The 22,624-nt window shown below is 67.1% G+C and carries 19 protein-coding genes; 5 read left to right on the forward strand and 14 right to left on the reverse strand.

Annotation, left to right across the window (positions count from 1 at the left end; translation table 11 throughout):
- Nucleotides 1-2: 2 nt before the first annotated feature.
- From AC1M0F_RS14685 to pip, 11 genes are all read right to left on the reverse strand, one after another.
- A complete protein-coding gene (locus tag AC1M0F_RS14685; protein ID WP_480239005.1) occupies nt 3-734 on the reverse strand; it encodes a CDP-alcohol phosphatidyltransferase family protein in 732 nt (243 codons plus the stop codon).
- The gene (locus AC1M0F_RS14690) at nt 734-3,922 is read right to left on the reverse strand and encodes a fibrinogen-like YCDxxxxGGGW domain-containing protein (RefSeq protein WP_480239006.1); all 3,189 of its coding nucleotides are present in this window, start codon (nt 3,920-3,922) and stop codon (nt 734-736) included. Before AC1M0F_RS14690 ends, AC1M0F_RS14685 begins: the two co-directional genes overlap by 1 nt.
- Nucleotides 3,919-4,584, reverse strand: a complete 666-nt coding sequence (locus AC1M0F_RS14695; protein ID WP_480239007.1) for a hypothetical protein — start codon at nt 4,582-4,584, stop codon at nt 3,919-3,921. The genes AC1M0F_RS14690 and AC1M0F_RS14695 overlap by 4 nt, the downstream gene beginning before the upstream one ends.
- On the reverse strand, nt 4,581-5,072 hold the full coding sequence (locus AC1M0F_RS14700) for an FAD synthase family protein (RefSeq protein ID WP_480239008.1): 492 nt from the start codon (nt 5,070-5,072) through the stop codon (nt 4,581-4,583). The genes AC1M0F_RS14695 and AC1M0F_RS14700 overlap by 4 nt, the downstream gene beginning before the upstream one ends.
- Nucleotides 5,072-6,589: a sugar transferase gene (locus tag AC1M0F_RS14705; protein WP_480239009.1), complete on the reverse strand. Its 1,518-nt coding sequence runs from the start codon at nt 6,587-6,589 to the stop codon at nt 5,072-5,074. Before AC1M0F_RS14705 ends, AC1M0F_RS14700 begins: the two co-directional genes overlap by 1 nt.
- Before the next feature lie 257 nt (nt 6,590-6,846).
- A complete protein-coding gene (locus tag AC1M0F_RS14710) occupies nt 6,847-7,500 on the reverse strand; it encodes a response regulator (RefSeq protein ID WP_480239010.1) in 654 nt (217 codons plus the stop codon).
- Nucleotides 7,497-8,669 (reverse strand): sensor histidine kinase, encoded by a 1,173-nt coding sequence (locus AC1M0F_RS14715; protein ID WP_480239011.1) that lies wholly within the window; start codon nt 8,667-8,669, stop codon nt 7,497-7,499. The genes AC1M0F_RS14710 and AC1M0F_RS14715 overlap by 4 nt, the downstream gene beginning before the upstream one ends.
- Nucleotides 8,670-8,746: 77 nt before the next feature.
- A complete protein-coding gene (locus tag AC1M0F_RS14720) occupies nt 8,747-9,583 on the reverse strand; it encodes an ABC transporter permease (RefSeq protein WP_480239012.1) in 837 nt (278 codons plus the stop codon).
- Nucleotides 9,580-10,512, reverse strand: a complete 933-nt coding sequence (locus AC1M0F_RS14725; protein WP_480239013.1) for an ABC transporter ATP-binding protein — start codon at nt 10,510-10,512, stop codon at nt 9,580-9,582. Before AC1M0F_RS14725 ends, AC1M0F_RS14720 begins: the two co-directional genes overlap by 4 nt.
- Nucleotides 10,513-10,611: 99 nt before the next feature.
- Nucleotides 10,612-11,499 (reverse strand): KPN_02809 family neutral zinc metallopeptidase, encoded by an 888-nt coding sequence (gene ypfJ / locus AC1M0F_RS14730; RefSeq protein WP_480239014.1) that lies wholly within the window; start codon nt 11,497-11,499, stop codon nt 10,612-10,614.
- A gap of 65 nt (nt 11,500-11,564) precedes the next feature.
- Nucleotides 11,565-12,521, reverse strand: coding sequence for a prolyl aminopeptidase (pip, locus tag AC1M0F_RS14735; RefSeq protein WP_480239015.1), 957 nt, complete (start codon nt 12,519-12,521; stop codon nt 11,565-11,567).
- A gap of 79 nt (nt 12,522-12,600) precedes the next feature.
- On the opposite strand from pip, the gene AC1M0F_RS14740 reads away from it, so the two are divergent.
- The 3 genes from AC1M0F_RS14740 to AC1M0F_RS14750 are packed head-to-tail and all read left to right on the forward strand — an operon-like array spanning nt 12,601 to nt 15,311.
- Nucleotides 12,601-13,587: a malate dehydrogenase gene (locus tag AC1M0F_RS14740; protein WP_480239016.1), complete on the forward strand. Its 987-nt coding sequence runs from the start codon at nt 12,601-12,603 to the stop codon at nt 13,585-13,587.
- 33 nt (nt 13,588-13,620) lie between these two features.
- Entirely contained in the window at nt 13,621-14,625 is a 1,005-nt protein-coding gene (locus tag AC1M0F_RS14745) for an aldo/keto reductase family protein (RefSeq protein ID WP_480239017.1), read from the forward strand.
- A gap of 20 nt (nt 14,626-14,645) precedes the next feature.
- The gene (locus tag AC1M0F_RS14750) at nt 14,646-15,311 is read left to right on the forward strand and encodes an SDR family oxidoreductase (RefSeq protein WP_480239018.1); all 666 of its coding nucleotides are present in this window, start codon (nt 14,646-14,648) and stop codon (nt 15,309-15,311) included.
- 98 nt (nt 15,312-15,409) lie between these two features.
- On the opposite strand, the gene AC1M0F_RS14755 is transcribed toward AC1M0F_RS14750, so the two are convergent.
- On the reverse strand, nt 15,410-16,177 hold the full coding sequence (locus AC1M0F_RS14755) for a TetR/AcrR family transcriptional regulator (RefSeq protein ID WP_480239019.1): 768 nt from the start codon (nt 16,175-16,177) through the stop codon (nt 15,410-15,412).
- Between the two features lie 80 nt (nt 16,178-16,257).
- Here AC1M0F_RS14755 and AC1M0F_RS14760 point away from each other — a divergent pair, with 80 nt between their 5' ends.
- Entirely contained in the window at nt 16,258-17,202 is a 945-nt protein-coding gene (locus AC1M0F_RS14760) for an ATP-binding cassette domain-containing protein (protein ID WP_480239020.1), read from the forward strand.
- Nucleotides 17,199-18,002, forward strand: coding sequence for an ABC transporter permease (locus tag AC1M0F_RS14765; protein WP_480239021.1), 804 nt, complete (start codon nt 17,199-17,201; stop codon nt 18,000-18,002). Before AC1M0F_RS14760 ends, AC1M0F_RS14765 begins: the two co-directional genes overlap by 4 nt.
- A gap of 69 nt (nt 18,003-18,071) precedes the next feature.
- On the opposite strand, the gene AC1M0F_RS14770 is transcribed toward AC1M0F_RS14765, so the two are convergent.
- Both AC1M0F_RS14770 and recQ read right to left on the reverse strand, forming a co-directional pair.
- Nucleotides 18,072-20,189, reverse strand: coding sequence for an acyl-CoA dehydrogenase family protein (locus tag AC1M0F_RS14770; protein WP_480239022.1), 2,118 nt, complete (start codon nt 20,187-20,189; stop codon nt 18,072-18,074).
- A gap of 485 nt (nt 20,190-20,674) precedes the next feature.
- Complete coding sequence (gene recQ, locus AC1M0F_RS14775; protein WP_480239159.1) at nt 20,675-22,612, reverse strand: DNA helicase RecQ; 1,938 nt, start codon at nt 22,610-22,612, stop codon at nt 20,675-20,677.
- Between the last annotated feature and the right edge of the window lie 12 nt (nt 22,613-22,624).

The following is a 22,624-nucleotide window of genomic DNA, read 5'->3' on the forward strand; positions in this document are numbered from 1 at the left end:
CCTCAGCCCTCCCGCACGCGGTCTCGCGGCTGTTCCCCGATGAGGGCCTGGTACTTGCGACGGAGCGAGAGCGCGGCGACCCCTGCCGTCACGACGAAGAGCCCCGTGTAGAGGACCAGAAAGAGTGGAGGGTAGGCGAGCGCCGCGATTGTCACGTAGAGGGTCCCGACGTCGTAGGGGATCTTCGCGAACGACACCCAGTCGGGCGTGCCCTCCGCCGCGGAGCCGTCGTCGGAAGCGGCGGCCGAGAGTTTCCCGGCCAGCGTCTGGGCGAAGAACCAGGCGGACGACAGGACGAGGAAGAGGAGCGCCACCGCAACCGACCACAGCGGGAGCCCCGCCCGCCAGAGGCAGACGGCGATGGCGAGGTGGACGAGGGGCAGGCGGACGGAGTCGACGACATGGTCGAGCCACTCCCCCGCCTTGCTCCCCCGGTTCGTCAGCCGGGCGAGCTGCCCGTCCGCTGAGTCGAGTGCGTACCCGGCCAGGAACAGAAGCATCGCTGCCAACGCGGCGGCGGGCGTGAGCGGGAGGAAGACCAGGACGGCCATTCCCCCCGCGGACACGACCCCGCTGATCAGGGTGACGGCGTTCGGGGAGAGCCCGACGACGTACGCGGCTGCTGCCGCCCGTCGTCCGAGGCCCCGGTTGACCCAGCGCAGGTAGGCGGGTACTCCTGCACCCGACTTCTGCGCTGAGGCCAGCTCGGCCGTCGCCACCCTGTATCTGTTCATCAGCCGCGCGTACCTACACCGGTGAGCGCAAACGTCAGGTCGGGGGTCGACCGATAATTCGCGTGCGTCTCCGCCGCTATCGTGTTCGTCCCCGCGTTCAGCAGAGCCACAGGGACATTGAAGGTGACACGGTTCGCAGCGGCCGTGGCCGATCGCGGTGCAGCTGTCGCGTAGCTGTTCTGCGTGATAGCGCCGGCCGGCAGGTTCGCCCTGCCCACTTCGGTGCCGTTCACGTAGACGATGACGCCGTCATTCGCGATCACCGAGAGGGCCACGCTTTCGAACTCACCCGGATCAGGCGTCTCGAACGTGCCGCGGAACTGAGCGCTCAGCGGCCGTGGCGTCGGCGCCCCGACACTGATGTCGGTTCCGATCCCTGCGGTGTTGAACCCGAGCACACCTGGGCCTGACGCCCAGGCCGAGTCATCGAATCCCGGGTTCTGCCAGCCGGCAGCCAGAGCGTCGGTGTGGAACCGCCATTTCCAGCTGCTTGAGTCCTGCACCAGGGTCACCTGGGGGTCAGGAGGACCGGCAGGTGTCGTGACGGTCACGGTACCTGCGGGTCCTGTCTGGCCGGACGAATCCGCCCCGACGACGCTGTAGTTATAACTCGTCGACGCGGAGAGACCGGAGTCGGTGTATCCGGGAGCGGATGCCGGGACGGTGCCGATCTGTGTGCCGTTTCGGGACACGCGATACTCGACGGCCGATGACCCCGACGGATGCGTCCAGGTGAGCTGGACAGTGGTGCTGTCCGTGGCTTCACCCGTCACCGTCACGCCCGCAGGCGCTGCCGCCGGAGGCGACACCAGCGCGACCGCAGTGGTTGCCGACCGGTTGCCGGCCGCATCGACGGCCCTGACGAAGTAGCGGACATCCGCCGCTTCTATCGGGACGTTCACCGTTCTGACGCCCGACGTGGTGACGGCGACGACCTTGTTCTCGCGGAGAACCTCGTAGCCGGTCACGGCCTTGTTGTCGGTCGACGCTCCCCAGTTGAGGCGGGCGGTCGTCGAGTCCAGGCGCGTGGAGGTGAGCGCCCCCGGTTTGCTCGGCGCTGCCGCGTCCCTCGGAGCGAACCTGGCGAATCCGCCGGACCACTGGCTGACTTCCCCTGCCCTCAGAGTGCGTGAGAAGTCACCACCCGTCCACAGGACGCCGGTCGAGTCAGTGAAGAGCCCCCACGCGCCGTACCCTGCGCGGGCCTGGATGAACGGGCTCCAATCTTCGTGGACCTGACCGGTGGCGACATCCCATGCCCCGACGAGGCTGATCTTGTCCGCCTGCGTCCAGTTGGTGCCGACGCCGTCCCAGAAGAACGCGTTCTCGTAGACCCAGTCGCCGCAGTGGCACCCGGCGTAGACGACGTTCCCGGTCGAGCTGACGACCTGGAAGTCACCGCCCGCCTTGGTGATCGAGCCACTCTGCCTGACGAAGTTGTTCCGGTCGTAGCTGAACAGGCTGTGTTCAGATCCGCCGATCCAGACTTTGCCGCCCGCTTCGCGGACACCGAGCTGCCAGATGTTTCCGGTGTTGTTCACGCCCGGCTTCGAGAAGATCGGCGCCCACAGCGGGGTGACCGGGTCGGCGCCTGCCGCAGTCGACAGTGCGTTCGCACTGAGCGTCTGCGTCTCTTCCGTCTGGCGGAAGTATCCGGAGAAGTAGGTCCGGTCGCCGCTCGGAGAGGCGTCGACACCGACGCTCGTCCCGTTCATGATCGGGTTCCAGTTGACGTCTGGCACGCCCGTGGTGAGGTTGATCCTTCCGCCGTTCCAGCTCGAGGCGGTGATCCCGCCCTGCCGCACGAGGTGCGTGTACGAACCGGAGATGTAGAGCCAGTTTCCCTGGACAGAGAAGCCCCGGATCTGGGCGACACCACCCGTTGTGCGGTTCTCCGCATCGACCTGCCAACCGGTCGTGGCGCCGGTAGTCGGATCGACGATGACGATGCCGGTGTGACTGTCGCCGTTCGCGACGCTGAACATTCCGCCGAGCGCGACCCGACCGTCGGGCAGTGCCGCGATGGCCTTCACCTGGTCGTTGAGCACGGGGGCGAATGCGGGGCGGAACTGGCTGTCGGCCACGTTGAATGCGGCCACATACGGACGTTCGACCTTGTCCGCGCCTGTGGATGCTTCGGCTCGCTGCACGTAACGGAAGTTGCCTCCCACGTACAAGCTCGTGCCTGACTGGCCGAAGGCGCTGACCTCGGTGTTGAGTTCACCGGTACGCCCGTTGGCGAGGCCGGAGACTCCCCAGACCGTGCGCTGTGCGTCGCTCTCAGCGAGCGGGATCTGCGCGGTCGCCGGCGCGCCGGCATCCGGGATCGTTCCGAAGTTCATCTCGGCGATCTTCAGCTTCGGCCGCAGGTACATCTGAGCGAACGGGCGGGCTCCGCCGTTGCCGTTCGTGCTGGTGTACAGGTAGGTCGTTGCACTGTTGGTGCCAGTGATCTGCGAACCGTACGCCATTCCTGCGGTCCACCCCTGCGCGGCCGTATAGGTCGTATCGAAGCGGTTCAGGCCGCTGTTGTTGCCGAAGTTCCTGGTTTGCCCGCCTGATCCGGTGACGCCGTTGAAGCTATAGGTCGAGACCCGGTGCTCAGCGGCGAAGGTCCACACCCAGCGGTCACGAACCTGGTACTTGAAGCGCACCTCCTGGTATGCGGTGCCTGTCGCGTTCGACGCCCTACGGACGCGGACGCCGTCGGTGAGCGCATCGACGCGGCCGTTGTTGAGGAGTCCATCCACCTTGACAGCCTGGAGCTGTGCGGTTTTGAACGCCCCTGTTCCGGAGACCGTCGTGCGGACCTCGTTAGGACGCAGCCCGCCGTAGAGCTCCTTCCACCCTTCACGGCCGCGAGCGATGAGTACCCATCCACCGCCGTCCGTCGTCATGTCGCAGTAGAACTGCTCAGGTGCCTTGAGCGCAGGGGTGAGCAGCCAGTAGGTGCCGTCCGTCGCTGACGGAACGTTCTGCTTGACCTCCCAGCAGGAACCGGCCGCTGTTGCGAGCGATTGCCCTGTCGGTAACGGATCGGCCGCCGTTGCCGGCGCCGCGGTGAGGAGCGACGCCCCCAGGGCGAGGACCGTGGCGAGGATGGCGGCCGCTTTCGCCCGCCCGACGCGATTTCGTGCGCCTGGTTGACGCGGTGGACGACTGATCGCTGGAGCTCCATAGGGGTTCATGAGCACGTTCCTTTATCGGGTATTTCATGGGTGACGATCTTCCAGAGCCCGTTGAGGAACTGGGCGCCGTAAGTGTGCTGGACAGGGTGGTCTGGGGTGTACATGCGGTCTTTCAGGGACTTGCCGTTCTCATCGACGACGTCGACATCGGACGTGTCGACGCAGACGCTGAGAGTCATGGCTGGCGGTTTCGCGGTCAGGTCGACGGCCCCGACGGTGACGTCCGTCAGTTTCGCGTCGCCCACCTGCTTGTAACCGAGGGCTTTGCGCTCCGCCGCGAGTGCCTGGAGTTCGCCGAGGACGAATCCGGCGGCAACTGTTTCTGCACCGTCGATGCTTCCGTCTCCGCGTTGGAGCACCTGGTTCGTTGCGAGGATGAAGGAGTCAAGTGTCGAGTCGACGGCTTCGACCGAGTCGGTCTTGTCCCCGATCGGTGCAGGGGTTGGCGTCGGAAGGGTGAGTGGCTTCGGAGGCGCAGGGGTCGGTGTCGATGTGGCCGCCGGCTTTCCGGCGTCGGCTCCGCCGAAGGTGAACCAGCCGTTGACGAGACCGAGGGTGAGGACGAGTCCGACCACGACGACGAAGACGGCGACGGCGACGGCGAGCCGCGGGATCCGTCCGCGCATGCGCGTCCCGCCCGGGGGCTGCTCTGACGCCGTCATGAGTTCACCGAGGATTCGCGTGAGCTGTGGGCGGAATCTGACTGGCGCCCCGATTCGAGAACATCGAGTGCGCGTCTCAGCTCGGTGCTCGAGGTGCTGACTGTGTACGGGAAGTACACGACATCGACACCGACAGCGGCGAACTCCCTTTCGAGCCGTTCGCCCTTCTCGGTGCCCCGCCAGTCGTCGCCCTTGAAGAACACGTCGAACCGGAGCGATCGCCAGGTGTCGAGCTTGTCAGGGACGACCTCCGCGACGGCGTCGTCGACGAAACGGATGTTGCGGACGATCTCGAGCCGCTCGAAGAGCGGGACGATCGGCGGGCGGCCCTTGGTGAGTTCGAGCATCTCATCGGAGACGACCCCGGCGATGAGGAAGTCGCACTGGCTTCTCGCGTGCTTGAGGATGTTGAGGTGGCCGACGTGGAACAGGTCGAACGCCCCGGCCGCGTAGCCGACGCGGAGGGCGCCATGTGCGTGTGCGGACATCAGTAGGCTCCCACCGGTCGGATCAGCACGCGGAACGTGCGCCAGATGATCATGAGGTCGCCAGTGAGTGACCAGTTCTCGACGTAGTACAGGTCGAGCCTCACGCTCTCCTCCCAGTCCAGGTCCGAGCGCCCGTTCACCTGCCACATTCCGGTGAGGCCCGGCTTGATGTAGAGGCGGCGGCGGACGTGACCCTCGTAGTCGGCGACTTCACGTGGGAGAGGCGGCCGCGGTCCGACGATGCTCATTTCACCGACGAGCACGTTCCACAACTGCGGCAATTCGTCGAGGGAGTATGCACGGAGGAAGCGGCCGACGCGGGTGACTCTGGGGTCGTCCTTCATCTTGAAGAGCAGACCTGAACCCTCGTTCTTGTCGAGGAGCGCGGCGAGGTCGCTTTCAGCCGTCTCCACCATGGATCGGAACTTGAGCATCCGGAAGGTGTCGCCCCTGCGGCCGACCCGTTCCTGGCTGAAGATCACCGGCCCTGGGCCGTCCCGCTTCACAGCGACGGCGATCGCGAGCATCACAGGCGCGAGCACGATCAGCGCGCACGCCGAGATGAGCACGTCGAGCACGCGTTTGAAGGTGTGCTTCGGCCCGTCGTAGTTCGGCAGTTCGACGTGCATGAGCGGGAGGCCCTCGACCGGACGGAAGTGGATCCGCGGTCCGGCGACGTTCGTGAGTCGCGAGGCGACGACGAGTTCCGCCCCCGTCGACTCGAGTTCCCAGCCGAGGTCGCGGATGTACGTGGATTCGCTCGCGTAGCCGCCTGCCACGATGACGGTGTCCGCCCCGATCTCGTCGGCGACCTGGGCGACGCGGTCAGGGGTTGTGACGACAGGGATGACGGTGCGGCCCTCGACGATCGGGGCGGTGGCGTCTCCGTACAGGGCGGCGCCGACGACCGTGTATGCAGCCCCGCTGCTGTGGTGGATGCGACGCACCACGTAACCGACGTCTGCCCGGTCCCCGACGACGAGCGCGCGGCTGAGGTAATTGCCGAACAGCCGCTGGTGGGTAAGCCAGCGCCGCCACGACCAGCGGCCGAGGAGGAGGGCGGACACACCGAGGGGGAGGGACACGAGGAAGAAGCCACGCGCGATGTCGACCTGGAGGAGGAGGAAGGTGATGGCCAGCAGACCGAAGGTGATGGCACTTGCGGAGACCACCCGCTTGTACTCGGCGGCCCCGACTCCGAGCTCGCGGCTCTCCCTGGTGCGGTACAGTCCGAGCGCGCCGATCCAGCACAGTGACATCACCAGCGCGATGAACCACTCGTTGACCGGGAAGCCGCTTACGTAGATGACGTGCTCGTCGGTGCCGAACCGGAGAAACGCGCTGATGGCGATCGCAGCGAAGACGATCAGGCAGTCGGTGACGAGGAGCTTCGCTCGATACCGTCTCGTCCACGCGACACCGGGGGCGGAGAGCGCCCGCCTGCCTCGTTCGCCGAAGCGAATGGAGACGTCACGGAGGACGTCCAGCGGCGTAGGGTGGGGTTCGACTCTCGTCATGACATGCCCTGCAACAACTTCATAACGTCAAATCCCTCGATACCCGGGTCGGTGTCGGATCGCTGCCGCGTATCGAGCGGGCTGATCCGCACCACGCAATGTGATGATTCCTCAGTTTGGTGGTATCAGAGTATTCCTCACGTTTGAGGACTGCGCGCCCCCCTTAGGGGCACAGAGCTCGCGTCAGAGGGGTCGGCGAGGACACCAGGAACAGCGGCCGCGTCAGCGGCCAGACGTCGGCCGGATCGAACGGAAGGTCAGCCGAGGCCCTCGTGGTGCGCGAGGATGACGGCCTGCACGCGGTCGCGGAGGTCGAGCTTCTGCAGGATCCGCCCGACGTGCGTCTTCACTGTCGACTCCGACAAGAAAAGGGATTGCGCGATCTCCGGATTGGACAGCCCTCTGCCGATGGCGATGAAGACTTCCCGCTCCCGCTCGGTGAGTACGTCGAGGCGCCCTGAACCTGCCGCCGATCCGTCAAGGGGAAGTTTGCCGCCGTAGAGATCGAGCATCCGGCGCGTGATTCTCGGAGACACGCTGGCCTCCCCGCTGGCGACGGCGCGCACCGCGGCGAACAGCTCCGCCGGCGGGGCGTCCTTGAGCAGGAAGCCGCTGGCCCCGGCGTTGAGGCCGCCGAACGCGTATTCATCGAGGTCGAAGGTGGTCAGGATGATCACCCGGGCGTCCGGCCGCTCCTGGACGATGCGCCGGGTCGCCTCGATCCCGTCGAGCGACGGCATCCTGACGTCCATGAGGATCACGTCCGGCTGGAATTCGCGCGCCCGCTCTACTGCGGAGAATCCGTCGGCCGCTTCGCCGACCACCTCCATGTCCGATTCGCCGGCGATCACCATCGCCAGACCCATCCGCAGGAGGTCCTGGTCGTCGACGAGCATGACCCTGATCGTCATGAGTCCTCCCCCGCTTGCGGCATCGTCACGTGTACTCTCCAGCCGCCGGATCCCAGCGGACCGCTTTCGACGATGCCACCGTACAACGCGGCGCGCTCACCCATCCCGATCAGCCCGCGCCCAGCGCCGATCGATGCCTGGGCAGCGCCTCCTGTACCGTCATCACGCACCGTGAGGTCGACGCCTGGGCCTGAGCAATCCAGCCGCACGAGCACCTCTGTCGGATGGCCGGCGTACCTGAGGGCGTTCGTCAAGGCCTCCTGCACGGAGCGATAGATGGCGAGCTGGACCCCCGAACCGGTCGGGAGGGCGCCGATCGTCTGCAGCGTCACCGGCAGACCGGCCCGGCGATAGCTCTCGACGAGCTCGGGCAGGTTGTCGAGCGTCGGCTGCGGCGACCAGTCGGCGCCGCTGTCAGACTCATCCCTCAGCACACCGAGCAGTCGGCGCATCTCGGCGAGGGATGCCCGCCCTGTCGTGGCGATGGCCTGAATCGCCTCGCGGGAGGCTTCAGGATCCTTGTCGACCATCGCTTCGGCGCCGTCGGCAAGGCGGATCATGACGGACAGGCTGTGGGCGACGATGTCGTGCATGTCACGGGCGATCCGTGCGCGTTCGGATGCCGCGGCGAGCTTCGCCTGCTGATCGCGCTCGCGCGCCAGTTGCGCTGCGCGGTCGACGAGGGCGCCGATGTAGCGGACCCGGTTGCCGATGTTGATGCCGACGAGGACGGCGAAGAGGCAGAGGACGACGGTGGTCAGCACGTCGTTGAACCAGGGGTCCTCGAACAGGGCCGCCGTCATGAAGCCGGCAAGGGTGAGGACCGCCGCTGTGGCTCCGAGTCCGATCCAGGATGCCCGGACGCTGTGATGGACGGCCACCGAGTAGAGCGCGATGACGAGGGCGATGCCACCCATCGCGGTCGGGTTCCACAGGAACAGCGCCGTCGTGGCGAGTGCGAGCACGAGGGCGGTGATCGGCCGGCGCCTGCGGTCGAAGAGCGCTGCTGCCGTCACGGCACCGAGCAGGAGCTCGAAGGTGTTCAGCGCAGGCGGAACGGCGCCGTCGATGTAGGCGAGGATGCGAGCAATGCCCTCGGGCACTGCGTAGATCAGGGCGACGATCGTGTCGGCCACGCGCGTGTGCCTCGCCCAGAACAGACGGATCACACCGGGCGCCCGCGGCAGGCGAAGCTCCCCGTCCGCACCCTGATCCGGGTGCGGCGGGGAGCTCGCTGGCGTATCGGTCAGGCGTCTCTCCGCTTCATCAGGATGGCCCCTGCTGCCAGGGAGGCGACGACCCAGCCGAGGACGACGGTCAGCTGCTGCCAGGGCTCGAGGCCGCCGGGGACATCCGATTCTAGGCCGAGCAGGCCGAGGCCCGCATCGGAGAGGAGGTAGGGGATGAGGTCGTGCGCCCAGTCGGCGGGGATCAGCTGGAGCACGGTCGGCAGGATGAGGATGATACCGAGCACGACGGCGATGCCGCCGGCCGAGCTCCTCACGATCGTCCCGACACCGAGGGCGAACAGGGCGACGAGGCTCAGGTACAGCGCGCCACCGACGATGGCGCGGAGGACGTCCGGATCCGTGATCGGAGCCGACACGCCGCTCGCCGCGAGGATGGGGCTGGCCACCAGGTAACTGCCGACAGTGGCGACGAGCCCGACGACGAATGTGCTCACGAAGAGAACGGCGCTCTTCGCCCAGAGAACGGGGAGCCTCCGGGGGACGGCGCTGAACGTCGACCGGATCATTCCGGTTCCGTACTCGCCGGAGATGAGCAGCACACCGAGCACGGCAACGATGAGTTGCCCGAGAACCACCGGGAACGAACTCACCTGTGAGATGAAGCCGACCTGCGCCTCGTCGGGAATCGCGACGCCCGCCTCAGGGGCAAGGGTGGCCGCCATGAGGGCGGCGAGCCCGAGCGACAGAAGGACGAGTACGGCGTACGACCAGACGGTCGACCGCAGGCTGATCAGTTTGATCCATTCGGACCGAAGGATTCCGGCGGCGCTGAGCCGGATGCGGGGATCGGAGGCCGCGGAATCCGTCGACCGGTCGAGAAGCTGGGCAGTCATCGTGAAACCTCCGTGGGAAATGCGGCGGCGCCGGTGCGGTATTCGACGTCGTCCTGTGTCAGTTGCATGTAGGCCTCTTCGAGGGAGGCTGTGATCGGGGTGAGTTCGTGCAGCGGGATGCCGCTGCGAGCGGCCAGCTCGCCGATGGCGGCTGCGTCCACTCCGACGACGTCGAGCAGGTTCTGCTCGACCTGGCTGATGGTGACGTCCTGGTGGGCGAGAGCGGCCACGAGCTCGGATGCCCGTGGGCTCCGCACCCTGACGGTGCTGATGGCAGCACCGTCGACGATGGCGCCGACGGGCGCGTCTGCGATCACCCTGCCCTTCCCCAGGACGATGATGTGGTCGGCGGTCAGCGCCATCTCGCTCATCAGGTGGCTGGAGAGCAGGACCGTCCGGCCTTCTGCGGCGAGGCCACGGACGAGCGAACGGACCCAGCGGACCCCCTCGGGGTCGAGCCCGTTCACGGGTTCGTCGAGGATGAGGGTCTGCGGGTCGCCGAGCAGCGCTGCGGCGATGCCCAGCCGCTGGCCCATGCCGAGTGAAAAGCCACCGACGCGCTTCCTGGCAACCGATCCGAGTCCGGTGAGGTCGATGACCTCGTCGACGCGACGCTTGCCGATCCCGGAGGTCGCGGCCATGGCGAGCAGGTGCGAGTAGGCGCTGCGGCCGGTGTGCACGGCTTTCGCGTCGAGGAGGATCCCGACTTCGTGCAGCGGCGACCGGTGGTCGCGGTAGTTCCGCCCGTTCACGGTGACGTGGCCGGCCGTCGGACGGTCGAGTCCGACGATCATTCGCATGGTCGTGGACTTGCCAGCGCCGTTCGGGCCGAGGAAGCCGGTGACGGCCCCAGGCCGGACGGTGAAGGTGATGTCGTTGACGGCCGTCTTGGGGCCGTATGTCTTGGTCAGGGAGTGTGCTTCGATCATGCTCCGAGGTTACGGACGGCGCGTACCGCCCGGCATCGGCCGCGAGGCCGGTTTCCTGGCTCCAGGGTCGTACCCTGGTACCGCTTCTGCGCTGACCTCCTACAACCGTGAGCCCTCGACCGCGAAGGTGTCGCAGGAGGCAGCGCCGTTCTCGTAGCCGGCCGTGAACCAGCGCTGGCGCTGTTCGCTCGACCCGTGGGTCCACGCCTCCGAGTTCACGCCCTGCCCTGAACCCTGCTGGATCCGGTCGTCTCCGACGGCGGCAGCGGCGTCGAGCGCGTCGGCGACCTGCTCCCTTGTCGGCACCTCGAGGAAGTTCGCCCCCTCGGCATCCTCCGTCTCCGACGCCGCAGCCACCCACGCGCCGGCGAAGCAGTCCGCCTGCAGTTCGATGCGGACCGAGTCAGAGTCAGGGCCGGTCCCGCTGCGGTCGGCGGAATCCATGACCCCTGAGATGTTCTGGATGTGATGACCCCACTCGTGGGCGGCGATGTACATCTGCGCGAGCGTTCCGCCCGTGGTGTCGAACGGCGGCTGGCGGAGCTGCTGGAAGAAGCTCGTGTCGATGTAGATGGTCTGGTCGGGCGGGCAGTAGAACGGCCCTGTGGCGCTCGACGCGGCGCCACAACCGGTGGTCGTCGATGCGTCGAACAGGATGAACTCCGGGGTGGCGTATTCGTTGTTCGCGACCGTCGGATAGGCGTCGACCCAGTAGTCCTCGATCGATGCCGCCGCACCCTTCATCAGGCAGTCGACGCTCTCGTTGGCATCCTCACCGGTCTTGCATTCGGCGATGGCCTCATCGCTGGCCGCAGGGCCAGGCTGCGCCCCTCCGCCGATGAATCCCCCGAGGTCGACTCCGGTCAGCTGCGAGATGACGAACACGACGATCACTCCGACGATGCCGACTCCGCCGCCGACGGCGACACCGCGGCCCCTGCGTTTGACGTTGCCACCGGAGATGTCTGAATCAGGATTGAAGGTCACGAGCCACAACCTATCCCCACCCGGCAGCGCTCAGCCAGCGCCTTGCGCAGCCGGCCGCCCTGTGGCTAGGAGGCGAAACGGTCGGTCGCCTCAATCAGGGCGTCGAGGATTCCCGGCTCGTCGAAGGCGTGGCCGGCATCGGGGATCATCTTCAGTTCGGCTTCCGGGAGGGCCTGCGCGAGCGCCCACGCTGTCATCGGCGGCGTGCAGATGTCGTATCGCCCCTGGACGAGAACGGTGGGGATGCCGCTGAGCCTGCCGGCATCCCGGATCAGCTGACCGTCCTCCCACCAGCCGCCGTTCATGAAGTAGTGGTTCTCGATCCTGGCGAACGCCACCGCATACGCCGGCTCGGTGAACCGGGCGATGGTCTCGGCGCTGGGCAGGAGGGTGATCGTCGATGACTCCCAGCGCGACCAGGCGACGGCGGCGGGTCCGTGCACGGCGGGGTCCGGGTCGTTCAGCAGGGTCGAGTACGCGCGGATGAGGTGGCCGCGCTCGTCCTCGGGCACCGGAGCGAGGAAACCTTCCCAGAGGTCCGGGAACAGGGCCGATGCTCCGCCCTCGTAGAACCAGTCGAGTTCGACCTTACGGAGGGTGAAGATCCCGCGGAGAACGAGCTCGGTCACGCGATCGGTGTGGGTCTCGGCGTAGGCCAGGGCCAGTGCGCTCCCCCACGACCCTCCGAACACCTGCCACCGATCGATGCCGAGGTGCTCCCGGAGTCTTTCGATGTCGGCGACGAGGTGCCAGGTCGTGTTCGCTCTGAGGTCGGCGTCCGGCGCACTGGCGTGCGGCGTGCTGAGGCCGCAGCCGCGCTGGTCGAACAGGACGATGCGGTACTTCGCCGGGTCGAACAGGCGGCGGTGGGCCGGCGTGGTTCCTCCACCCGGGCCGCCGTGGAGGAACACGACAGGCTTGCCATCGGGATTGCCGCTCGTCTCCCAGTAGACGGACTGCCCGTCTCCGACGTCGAGATGGCCGGAGTCGAACGGATCGATTTCGGGATACATGCTGCGCATGAATAGACCGTATCGCGGACCGTTCCGCACGGCACCTGCCGCGCGTATGCTGTGCGCATCGGAACCGAGGAGGCTTGCCATGACCGCACCGACGACCGCGACGGTGACACTGACAGGGGCGGGAGGACAAATCGGCTACGCACTGCTGTTCCGGATCGCGTCCGGCCAGCTGCTCGGACCGGACACACGCATCCGGCTGAATCTCCTCGAGATCCCCGCCGGGCTCGCGGCCGCCGAAGGAGCCGCCCTCGAATTGCAGGATTCCGCGTTCCCCCTTCTCGACGCCGTCACGGTCACCGACAGTGCGGCGACCGCTTTCGACGGCGCCAACGTCGCCCTCCTGGTCGGATCGCGGCCGCGGGGTCCGGGCATGGAACGCGCAGACCTTCTGGCGGCGAACGGCGCGATCTTCGGGCCGCAGGGCGCCGCGATCAACCGAGGGGCGGCATCCGACATCCGGGTCGTGGTCGTCGGCAACCCGGCGAACACCAACGCATTCATCGCAGCGGCCCACGCGCCGGATGTACCTCGAGAACGGTTCACCGCTCTCACCAGGCTGGACCACAACCGTGCCGTCGGGCTTCTCGCGGAGAAGATCGGCGCCGAGGCGGGCGACCTCGACCGGTTGACGATCTGGGGGAATCACTCGGCGACGCAGTACCCGGATCTGTCGCACGCTACCGCGGCCGGCCGGCCGGTCGGCGAGCTCGTGGACGACGGGTGGGTCCGTGACGACTTCATCCCGCGCGTAGCCAACCGGGGCGCTGAGATCATCGACGTCCGCGGGTCGAGTTCGGTGGGCTCGGCGGCCAGCGCGACGATCGACCACGTCCACGACTGGGTCACAGGACAGCGCAGCTCCTGGACGAGCGTCGCCCTGTCCTCTGACGGCAGCTACGGCGTGCCAGCAGGCCTGATCTCCTCGTTCCCTGTCGAGAGCGTCGACGGGGCATGGCGTATCGTCCAGGACCTGGAGATCGACCCGTTCTCCCGGGAGCGCATCGACGCATCCGTCGAGGAACTTGCCACAGAACGCGATCAGGTGCAATCGCTCGGGCTGGTTTAGGGGATGATGCCCGATCGGGCGTAGCGTTGCCGGATGGACTATCGCTACCTCGGAAACTCAGGCCTCAAAATCACGGAGATCACCTACGGGAACTGGCTCACCCACGGCTCGCAGGTCGAGAACGATGCCGCCCGCGAGTGCGTGGCTGCCGCCCTCGACAGCGGCATCACCACGTTCGACACGGCGGATGCCTACGCCAACACCGCCGCGGAGACGGTGCTCGGTGAGGCGCTCGCCTCAGAGCGTCGTGAATCGCTCGAGATCTTCACGAAGGTCTACTGGCCGACCGGCCCGATGGGCGCCAACGATTCCGGCCTCAGCCGAAAGCACATCATGGAATCGATCAACGGGTCGCTCTCTCGCCTCGGCACCGACTACGTCGACCTCTACCAGGCACACCGCTACGACGCCGAGACCCCGCTCGAGGAGACCATGCAGGCGTTCGCCGACGTGGTCAGGCAGGGCAAGGCGCTCTACATCGGCGTGTCCGAGTGGGACGCCGACCAGTTGCGTCGCGGCTCCGCCCTCGCGAAGGACCTGGGTATCTCGCTCATCTCCAACCAGCCGCAGTACTCGATGCTCTGGCGGGTCATCGAAGAGGAAGTCGTCCCGGCGTCGAAAGAGCTCGGCATCTCGCAGATCGTCTGGTCTCCCGTTGCGCAGGGTGTCCTCACCGGAAAGTACCTCCCGGGCCAGCCACTCCCGGCAGGCAGCAGGGCCACGGACGACAAGGGCGGCGCCGACGCCGTCAAACGGTTCCTCACAGACGATGTGCTCACCGCCGTGCAGGAGCTCAAGCCGATCGCCGACGAACAGGACCTCACGCTCGCGCAGCTCGCGATCGCGTGGGTGCTGTCGAACGAGAACGTGGCCTCGGCCATCATCGGCGCATCCCGCCCCGACCAGGTCCGCGACAACGTGAAGGCTGCAGGCGTTTCGCTCTCGTCTGACACGCTCGCCCGAATCGACGCCGTGCTCGGTTCGCTCCCCGAAACAGACCCCCGCAAGACGGTGTCGCCTGAACAGCGTCCGTCCTGATCCATCCGAAAGGCATCCTGATGAGCCGAATTGTGATCATCGGCGGGCATGGCTCGATCGCCCGCCTGCTGACCGAACTGCTGGTGGAGCGCGACGACGAGGTCGTCAGTGTCTTCCGCAACCCCGCCCACAGCGCCGAGATCGAGGCGCTGGGGGCGGAGGCCGTCGTCTGCGACATCGAGGCGGCATCCGCATCTGACCTCGTGCCTGCTCTGACCGGAGCGGATGCCGTCGTGTTCGCCGCAGGGGCTGGTCCCGGTTCCGGTGCCGCCCGCAAGCGCACGGTCGACTACGACGGCTCGGTGAAGGCGGCGGAAGCGGCCGAGAACGCCGGAGTCCCCCGGTTCGTCCAGATCTCGGCGATCGGCGTCGACGAGGATGTCGAGCCGGGCACAGACGAGGTGTGGAACGCCTACGTCGAAGCCAAGCGGGACGCGGACGCCGCCCTCAGGCGATCGAGCCTGGCCTGGACGATCCTCCGCCCCGGTGCCCTGACCGATCACGAGCCGACCGGTCTCGTCACCCTTGCGGCCGACACCCCTCGCGGCTCCATCCCTCGTGCGGACGTCGCGGCCGTCATCGCGGCTGTACTCAGCTTCCCCGACACGGCCGGACACTCCTGGGACGTCGTTTCCGGCGAGTCCCCCATCCCGGCAGCGGTCGCGGCGGCCGTCTCCGCCGACTGATCGGTCCGGAACGGTCGTTCCGTCCTGCGATCGGTCCCGAATGGGCGCTCAGCACACGTCTGAGCGACCGTTCGGGACCGACCAGCGCGGTGGTTCCGCTACGCCCGCGCGACGAACGCGAGGATGCCGTCGAGAACACGGGCGAGCCCGAATTCGAACGCGAGCGCTGGGTTGCTCGCCGCCTGGTACTCGTCGCCGAAGGCCTGGCCGACACGGCCGGCGATGGGGTACTGGGCACCGTCCATCACCTTCTCCAGCACGGGAGCATTGATCTCCCACCATTCGGCGTCGCTCATCCCCGATCGGCGTTCGGTGAGCTCGGCATCCCTCGCCGCACGAGCGGCGCTCGACACGAAGCCGGCGATGAGGGTGACGACCTGATCCATGTCGATGTCGCCGATTCCGATTCCCTCGACGGCTGAGAGTTCCCACTCGTAGCGGTCGGACACGTGGGGACCGAGCCACGGCCTCGACGTGTCGACCTGCAGCAGCCACGGATGCCGCCTGTACTCGTCCCAGAGGTGGCGTGCGACGGCATCCAGTCGACTCCGCAGGTCGCCATCGAGCGGCGGATGTGGCACCTCACCGATCACCTCGTCGACCATGAGGCCGATCAGCTCTTCCCTGCCGGGCACGTAGGTGTAGAGGGACATCACCCCGATGCCGAGCCGCTCGGCCACTTTCCGCATCGAGAATGCGTCGAGTCCTTCTTCGTCAGCCAGCCCGATTCCGCACGCGATGACCGCATCGACCGTCGTCTTCTGCTTGGGACCTCTCGAGCCGGCCTGCTCGCCGAGTTTGTGGCGCCAGAGCAGGGCGAGCGTGCGATCCGGGTCGCCTGCGCCCGTCGGTTCGTTGGTGGCCATGAGCCCTAGTCTATGTACTTCGTATGGTGTACGCTGATTTTTCACACAACTCCGTACAGAGTACGAAATTAAGGAAAACCGTGTCCGATTCCCACTCACTCACAGCGGAGGGGCTCCGCAAACGCTACGGCGACGTGGACGCCCTCGCAGGCTTCGACCTCGCGATCAGCGCCGGATCTATCCACGGCCTGCTCGGTCCGAACGGAGCAGGCAAGAGCACAGCGGTACGCGCCTTCACCACGCTCATCGACGTCGACGCGGGCGAGGCGCGCGTCGCAGGGCACGACCTGCGGAGCGAAGGTGCGCTGGTCAGAAGAAGCATCGGGCTCGTCGGCCAGTCCCCGGCCGTCGACGAGATCCTCGGCGGACGCCAGAACCTCGTGATGTTCGGCCGGTTGTTCGGCCTGCGCGCACCGGCAGCGCGCGAGCGTGCAGACCAGCTCCTGGACCAGTTCGATCTCGCTGATGCCGCAGAGCGACCGGTGTCCGGCTATTCGGGCGGGATGCGGCGCCGACTCGACATCGCGGCCAGCCTCATCCTCACCCCGGCCATCCTGTTCCTCGACGAACCGACGACCGGGCTCGATCCCCGCGGACGCAACGAGGTCTGGCAGGCCGTGCGGCGGATCGCTGCCGGAGGAACCACGGTGCTGCTGACGACGCAGTACCTCGACGAGGCGGACCAGCTCGCGGACACGATCTCGGTGATGAACGCAGGGCGCGTCGTGGAGACCGGGACGCCGGACGAGCTGAAGTCCCGCCTGGGCGCCGACCGGATCGTCGTGACCGTCGCCGAGACCGGAGACCTGACGCACGCCGCCTCCTCGATCGGATTCGGTTCCGATCCGGTCCTCGATGCCGAGTCCCGCACACTGACGGTCGAGTCGCCGACAGGAACCGCCGGACTCCTCGCCGCCATACGTGCGCTGGATGCCGCCGGCGTCGACATCGATGACGTCGCGCTCCGGCGTCCGACCCTCGATGAAGTCTTCCTGACGATCACCGCGAAGGAGAACTCCCGATGACCACCACCGCCCCCCTCCGCTCGTCCACCCTGCGCAACGCCTGGATCCTGACCCAGCGCGAGCTGATGCACTGGGTGAGGCAGCCCGCCCTGCCGATCTTCGGCCTGCTGTTCTCGGTCATGCTCCTGCTGATGTTCGCCTTCCTCTTCGGGGGCGCCATCGAGGTGCCCGGCGGCGGCGATTACATCAACTTCCTGCTCCCCGGCATGTTCACTCTCACGATGCTGTTCGGTCTCGAGGGCACGCTGCAGGCGATGTCGACGGATGCTGCGAAGGGCATCACCGACCGGTTCCGCTCGATGCCGATCGGCAGCTCGGCCGTCGCGCTCGGCAGGTGCGGCGCGGACATGGCGTCGTCCATCCTCAACCTGGCCGTCCTGCTCATCGGTGGCGCGCTCATCGGCTGGCGGATCACCACCGACCTGGCGTCGGCATCCGTCGCCGTCCTCCTCCTCCTGTGGCTGCGCTTCTCGCTGCTCTGGATCGGCATCTTCCTCGGCCTCATCTTCAAGAGCCCAGCGGCGACGATGGCCGTTCAGGTGCTCATCTGGCCGATCGGATTCCTGTCGAACATCTTCGTCTCGCCCGAGACCATGCCCGGGTGGCTGGGTGCCGTCGCGGCGTGGAATCCGATCTCGGCGACGGCGACGGCGACGCGGCAGTTGTTCGGCAACCCGACCGGCGTGACGTCGGGCTGGATGGCCGACAGTGCGCTGCTGCTTGCCGTTGCGTGGCCGCTCGTGATCACGCTCGTGTTCCTGCCGCTGTCCGCTCGCGCCTACCGCAGGCTGCGCCGGTAGGCATCGATCGGGCCGCCACAGACGACGGCGGCGGCTCCCTTCCAGGAACCGCCGCCGACAGGTTGTCTGCTACTTCGACTTCTTCTTCGGGTGGTTCAGCGCGTCGAACGACGACTTCGCTGATTTCTCATCGACGGGGGCCTTGCCAGAGGCGCGGAGGTCGGCAAAGTATGCGGCTGCCTCCTCCTGGCGCTCGGCCTCGATCCCCGAGGCGATCGGCGCCCTGAGGTGGTCCTGCGTGTAACCGAACGCGTCAGCGAGATCCACGGCGTGCGGGCGCAGGCGTGCGAGCAGCCGGTCGATGTACGCGGTGACGGCTTGTGCGCGCTGAGCGGACAGCCTGCCGTTGATGAGGTACCAGGCCACGTGCTTCTCGATCAGCCCGAGGCCGAAGAGGTCGCGCAGCCAGGTGAGGACGGTCTTCGTCGTCGGGTCGGACACCGTTGCGAGGGCCTCGGTGAACGCCTCCCACTGCAGCAGTTCGGCGTGCGCGATGGCTGCTTCGATGAGCTCGTTCTGGTTGTCGTTGAACAGGGCAGCTGCCTCGACCTTTGACAGCTTGCTCGCCGAACGGAGACGCCCGGCGATCGCGGCGATCATGCTCTCCACGCGGTCGGTGAGCAGCTCACGCTGGTTCTCCTCCGTCTGCAGGTGCCCGACCGAACGCGCCGTCGATCCGAAGTCGGCCACTGTCTGGGCGAGGGAACGCAGTCCGGTGCCGTGGACGACCTTGCCCCTGGCCTGCTCAGCCGCGAACCGGGCGAGCGTCGTCGCATCCGCGCCTTTGAACCGCTTGCCGTAATCGCCGAGGAGGCGTTTGCCCACGAGCTGGAGGAGCACGTTGTTGTCACCCTCGAAGGTGACGTAGACGTCGAGGTCGGCGCGGAGGCTGGTCAGCCTGTTGCCGACCATGAACCCGGCCCCTCCACAGGCCTCACGAGCCTCCTGCAGCGTCTCGAGCACGTGCCACGTGGAGAGAGACTTGAGCGCAGCGGCCAGGGTCTCGAGGTCCTGGCGGTCGTCTTCGGTGTCACGCTTCCCGCTGAAGACGCCGTCGAACTTCACCAGCAGCTGGTCGTGGGCGAAATAGGTGGCGTATGTCGTTGCGAGCTTCGGCAGCAGGCGACGCTGGTGACGCTGGTAGTCGAGGATCACTTCTTCCTGCACGTCGCTGGCCGCGTTGAACTGGCGACGCTGGCTGCCGTAGGTGATCGCGATCTGCAGGGCGACGGCGGATGCAGCGGCGGCCGCTCCGTCGAGGGACACGCGCCCCTGGACGAGAGTGCCGAGCATGGTGAAGAAGCGGCGCCCCGGGCTGGAGATCGGTGACGTGTATGTGCCGTCCGCGGCGACGTCGCCGTAGCGGTTGAGCAGGTTCGTGCGCGGGATCCGCACGTCGGTGAAGTGGAGCTTGCCGTTGTCGATGCCGTTGAGACCGCCCTTGATGCCGTCGTCCTCGCCTCCGATGCCCGGGAGGAAGTTGCCCTCGTCGTCGCGGATCGGAACATAGAAGCAGTGCACACCGTGGTTCACGCCGTTGGTGATGAGCTGGGCGAACAGGGTGGCCGCCTTGCCGTGGACAGCGGCGTTGCCGAGGTAGTCCTTCCACGCAGCACGGAACGGGGTGTCGATGACGAACTCTTCGGTGTCGGGGTCGTATGTGGCCGTCGTCGCGATCGAGGCGACATCCGAACCGTGGCCGATCTCGGTCATGGCAAACGCGCCGGGCACGTCGAGGCTCATGATGCCTGGCAGGAACTTCTCGTGGTGCTCCCGCGTGCCGAGGTGGAGGACGGCGGAGCCGAACAGGCCCCACTGCACGCCCGACTTGATCTGGAGCGACGGGTCGGCCGTGACGAGCTCCTCGAAACCGGCGATGTTGCCGCCGTGGTCTTCCATGCCGCCGAGGTGCTTCGGGAACGCGCGGTGGACCTGGCCGTTTTCGACGAGGAGCTTGAGCTGGCCGAAGACGGTATCGCGGTGTTCGGTGAGGGTCTGCCCCTCGATCCGGTGGAATTCGGGGCGGGCGGTGAGCCGTCGGGCTGCACTGCGTGCGTCCGGCCAGGAGCCGAGGAGCTTCGCGCTGAGCTCGGCCACGTCGATCCTGCCCGCCTCTGCGGCCCGGGTCGCCTCGTCGGTGACAGCCTCGCTGTCATTCGTTGCCGGCCGGATTGATGTGTCAACCATGGGAGTTCCTTTGTCTTTCATCGCTGAAGTACGTCTTCCTCCACGGTACGAGCGTTCGGGTACGGCGTGAAATACCCCGTCATTGGGCTACAAACCGGAGGGCGCAGCCGCGCGACCCGGCTGAGGAAAGCTACAGTCAGGGGGCACTATTTACAGACAGTCTCCACAAACCGTTCGTCGCCCTCGACGACGGAAGGAATTGCGGCGCTCGCGCGGTGCCGTTCACCGGGATAACAGCGTATGGTCGAGGGAACGCAGCCGGCATGGCTGGCAGGTCATAAGGAGTCACGGATGCCCAGTAAGTCACCTCAGAAGAACTCTGCGAAGAAGGAACCAGCGAAGTCGCTGAAGGAGAAGCGGGCCGACAAGAAGGCCAAGGGCGAGGACAAAGCCCGCAAGGGCTAACCCTCAGCAGATTTTCGACGCTGCGCCGACCTCAGGGTCGGCGCAGCGTTTCTGTCTCAGCCTGTGTCACCTGTGGCATCTCAGCCGGCCGCGACGACGCCGATGAGGGCGTCGCCATAGCTGGCGCGCTTCTTCTCGCCGATGCCGCTGATCCCGGCGAGGTCGTCCACCGATCGCGGTCGTGCCGTCGCGATGGCACGGAGCGTCGCATCGCCGAAGACGATGTACGCGGGAACGCCCTGCTCCTTCGCCTCGGCCGCACGCCAGGCGCGGAGCGCTTCGAACAGCCCGGCGTCTGCCGGAGCAAGATCGGCGACCGCCGCCCGCCTCGCCGCACCGACGGAGGCTCGGCGCTCTGGCTCGTTCCGCATCGGCACCGTGAGCTCACCGGAGAGCACAGCGGCGCTGCCGTCGGTGAGGCCGAGCGTGCCGTATTCGCCTCTCGTGGCCAGGAGGCGTTTGGCGAGCAACTGCCGCACGACACCGCGCCACTGCTGCTCGCTGAGGTCGGCGCCGATCCCCCAGGTCGCGATCGTGTCGTGGGTCCACTGCGTGGTACGAGCGGTCGTCTTGCCCCTGAGGATGTCGATGAGGTGCCCGGCGCCGAACTCCTGGTTGCGTTCCCGCTTGAGCCGCACGACGGTCGAGAGAAGCTTCTGCGCCGGGACGGTGCCGTCCCAGACCTCAGGGGGGTCGAGGCAGGTGTCGCAGTTCCCGCAGGGGTCTGACGGCTGGCCGAAGTAGCTGAGCAGGTTTCGCCTGCGGCACTCGACGGTCTCGCACAACGCGAGCATGGCGTCGAGGTGCGCAGACATCCGCCTGCGGTGCGCGAGGTCGCCTGGGGAGTCATCGATCATCCGTCGCAACTGCACGACGTCCTGCAGCCCGTAGGCCAGCCAGGCCACGGAGGGTTCTCCGTCGCGCCCGGCACGACCGGTCTCCTGGTAGTAGCCCTCCACGCTCTTGGGCAGATCGATGTGCGCCACGAACCTGACGTCCGGTTTGTCTATGCCCATGCCGAACGCGATGGTCGCGACGATGACGATGCCGTCTTCGCGGAGGAAACGGGACTGGGTCGCCTGGCGCACTGCCCCGTCGAGCCCGGCGTGGTACGGCAGGGCGTTGATACCGTTCGCCTGCAGGTGCGCCGCCGTCTTCTCCACCGTGTTGCGGCTGAGCGCGTAGACGATGCCGGCCTGGCCCTTGCCCTCTTTGGTGATGAAATCGACGAGCTGCTTGCGGGGCTCGTTCTTCGGCACGATCCGGTACTGGATGTTGGGGCGATCGAAGCTGGCGACGAAGTGCCTGGCGTTCTGCAGGTGCAGCCGTCTCGTGATCTCGTCGTGCGTGACATCCGTCGCTGTCGCGGTCAGGGCGATACGCGGGACGTCCGGCCAGCGTTCGGCGAGGTCTCCGAGGCTCAGGTAGTCGGGGCGGAAATCATGACCCCACTGGGACACACAGTGTGCCTCATCGATGGCGAAGAGAGCGATAGTGCCGTTGGCGAGGAACCGCTTGGTCGATTCGGAGTTCAGCCGCTCGGGGGCGACATAGAGGAGGTCGAGTTCGCCGGCGAGGTAGGCACGCTCGACGCGGTCGCGCTCGGCTGGTGACTGCGTCGAATTGAGGAAGGCCGCGTTCACGCCGACGGCCAGCAACGCGTCGACCTGATCCTGCATGAGGGCGATCAACGGCGAGACGACGACGCCCGTGCCCTCGCGGACGATGGATGGCACCTGGTAACAGAGACTCTTGCCCCCGCCAGTCGGCATCAGGACGACCGCGTCGCCCCCTGAGACGACCTGGTCGACGATGGCCTGCTGGTCGCCGCGGAACGAGTCGAATCCGAAGACGCGGTGCAGGACCTCGCCCGCCGTCGGACGGACGGACGTCGAGGCGATCGCGGTGGGGCTGTCGGTCGGGGCGGTTGTCACCTGACGAACGATAGCCTGAGCCCCCGACAACGGGCTAATCCGGTCGCGGGCCGAATCCGCGGCGTCGACGGTGGCACCCGGGATCGCCGTGAGTTC

The organism is Mycetocola sp. Y719, from assembly GCF_056713205.1.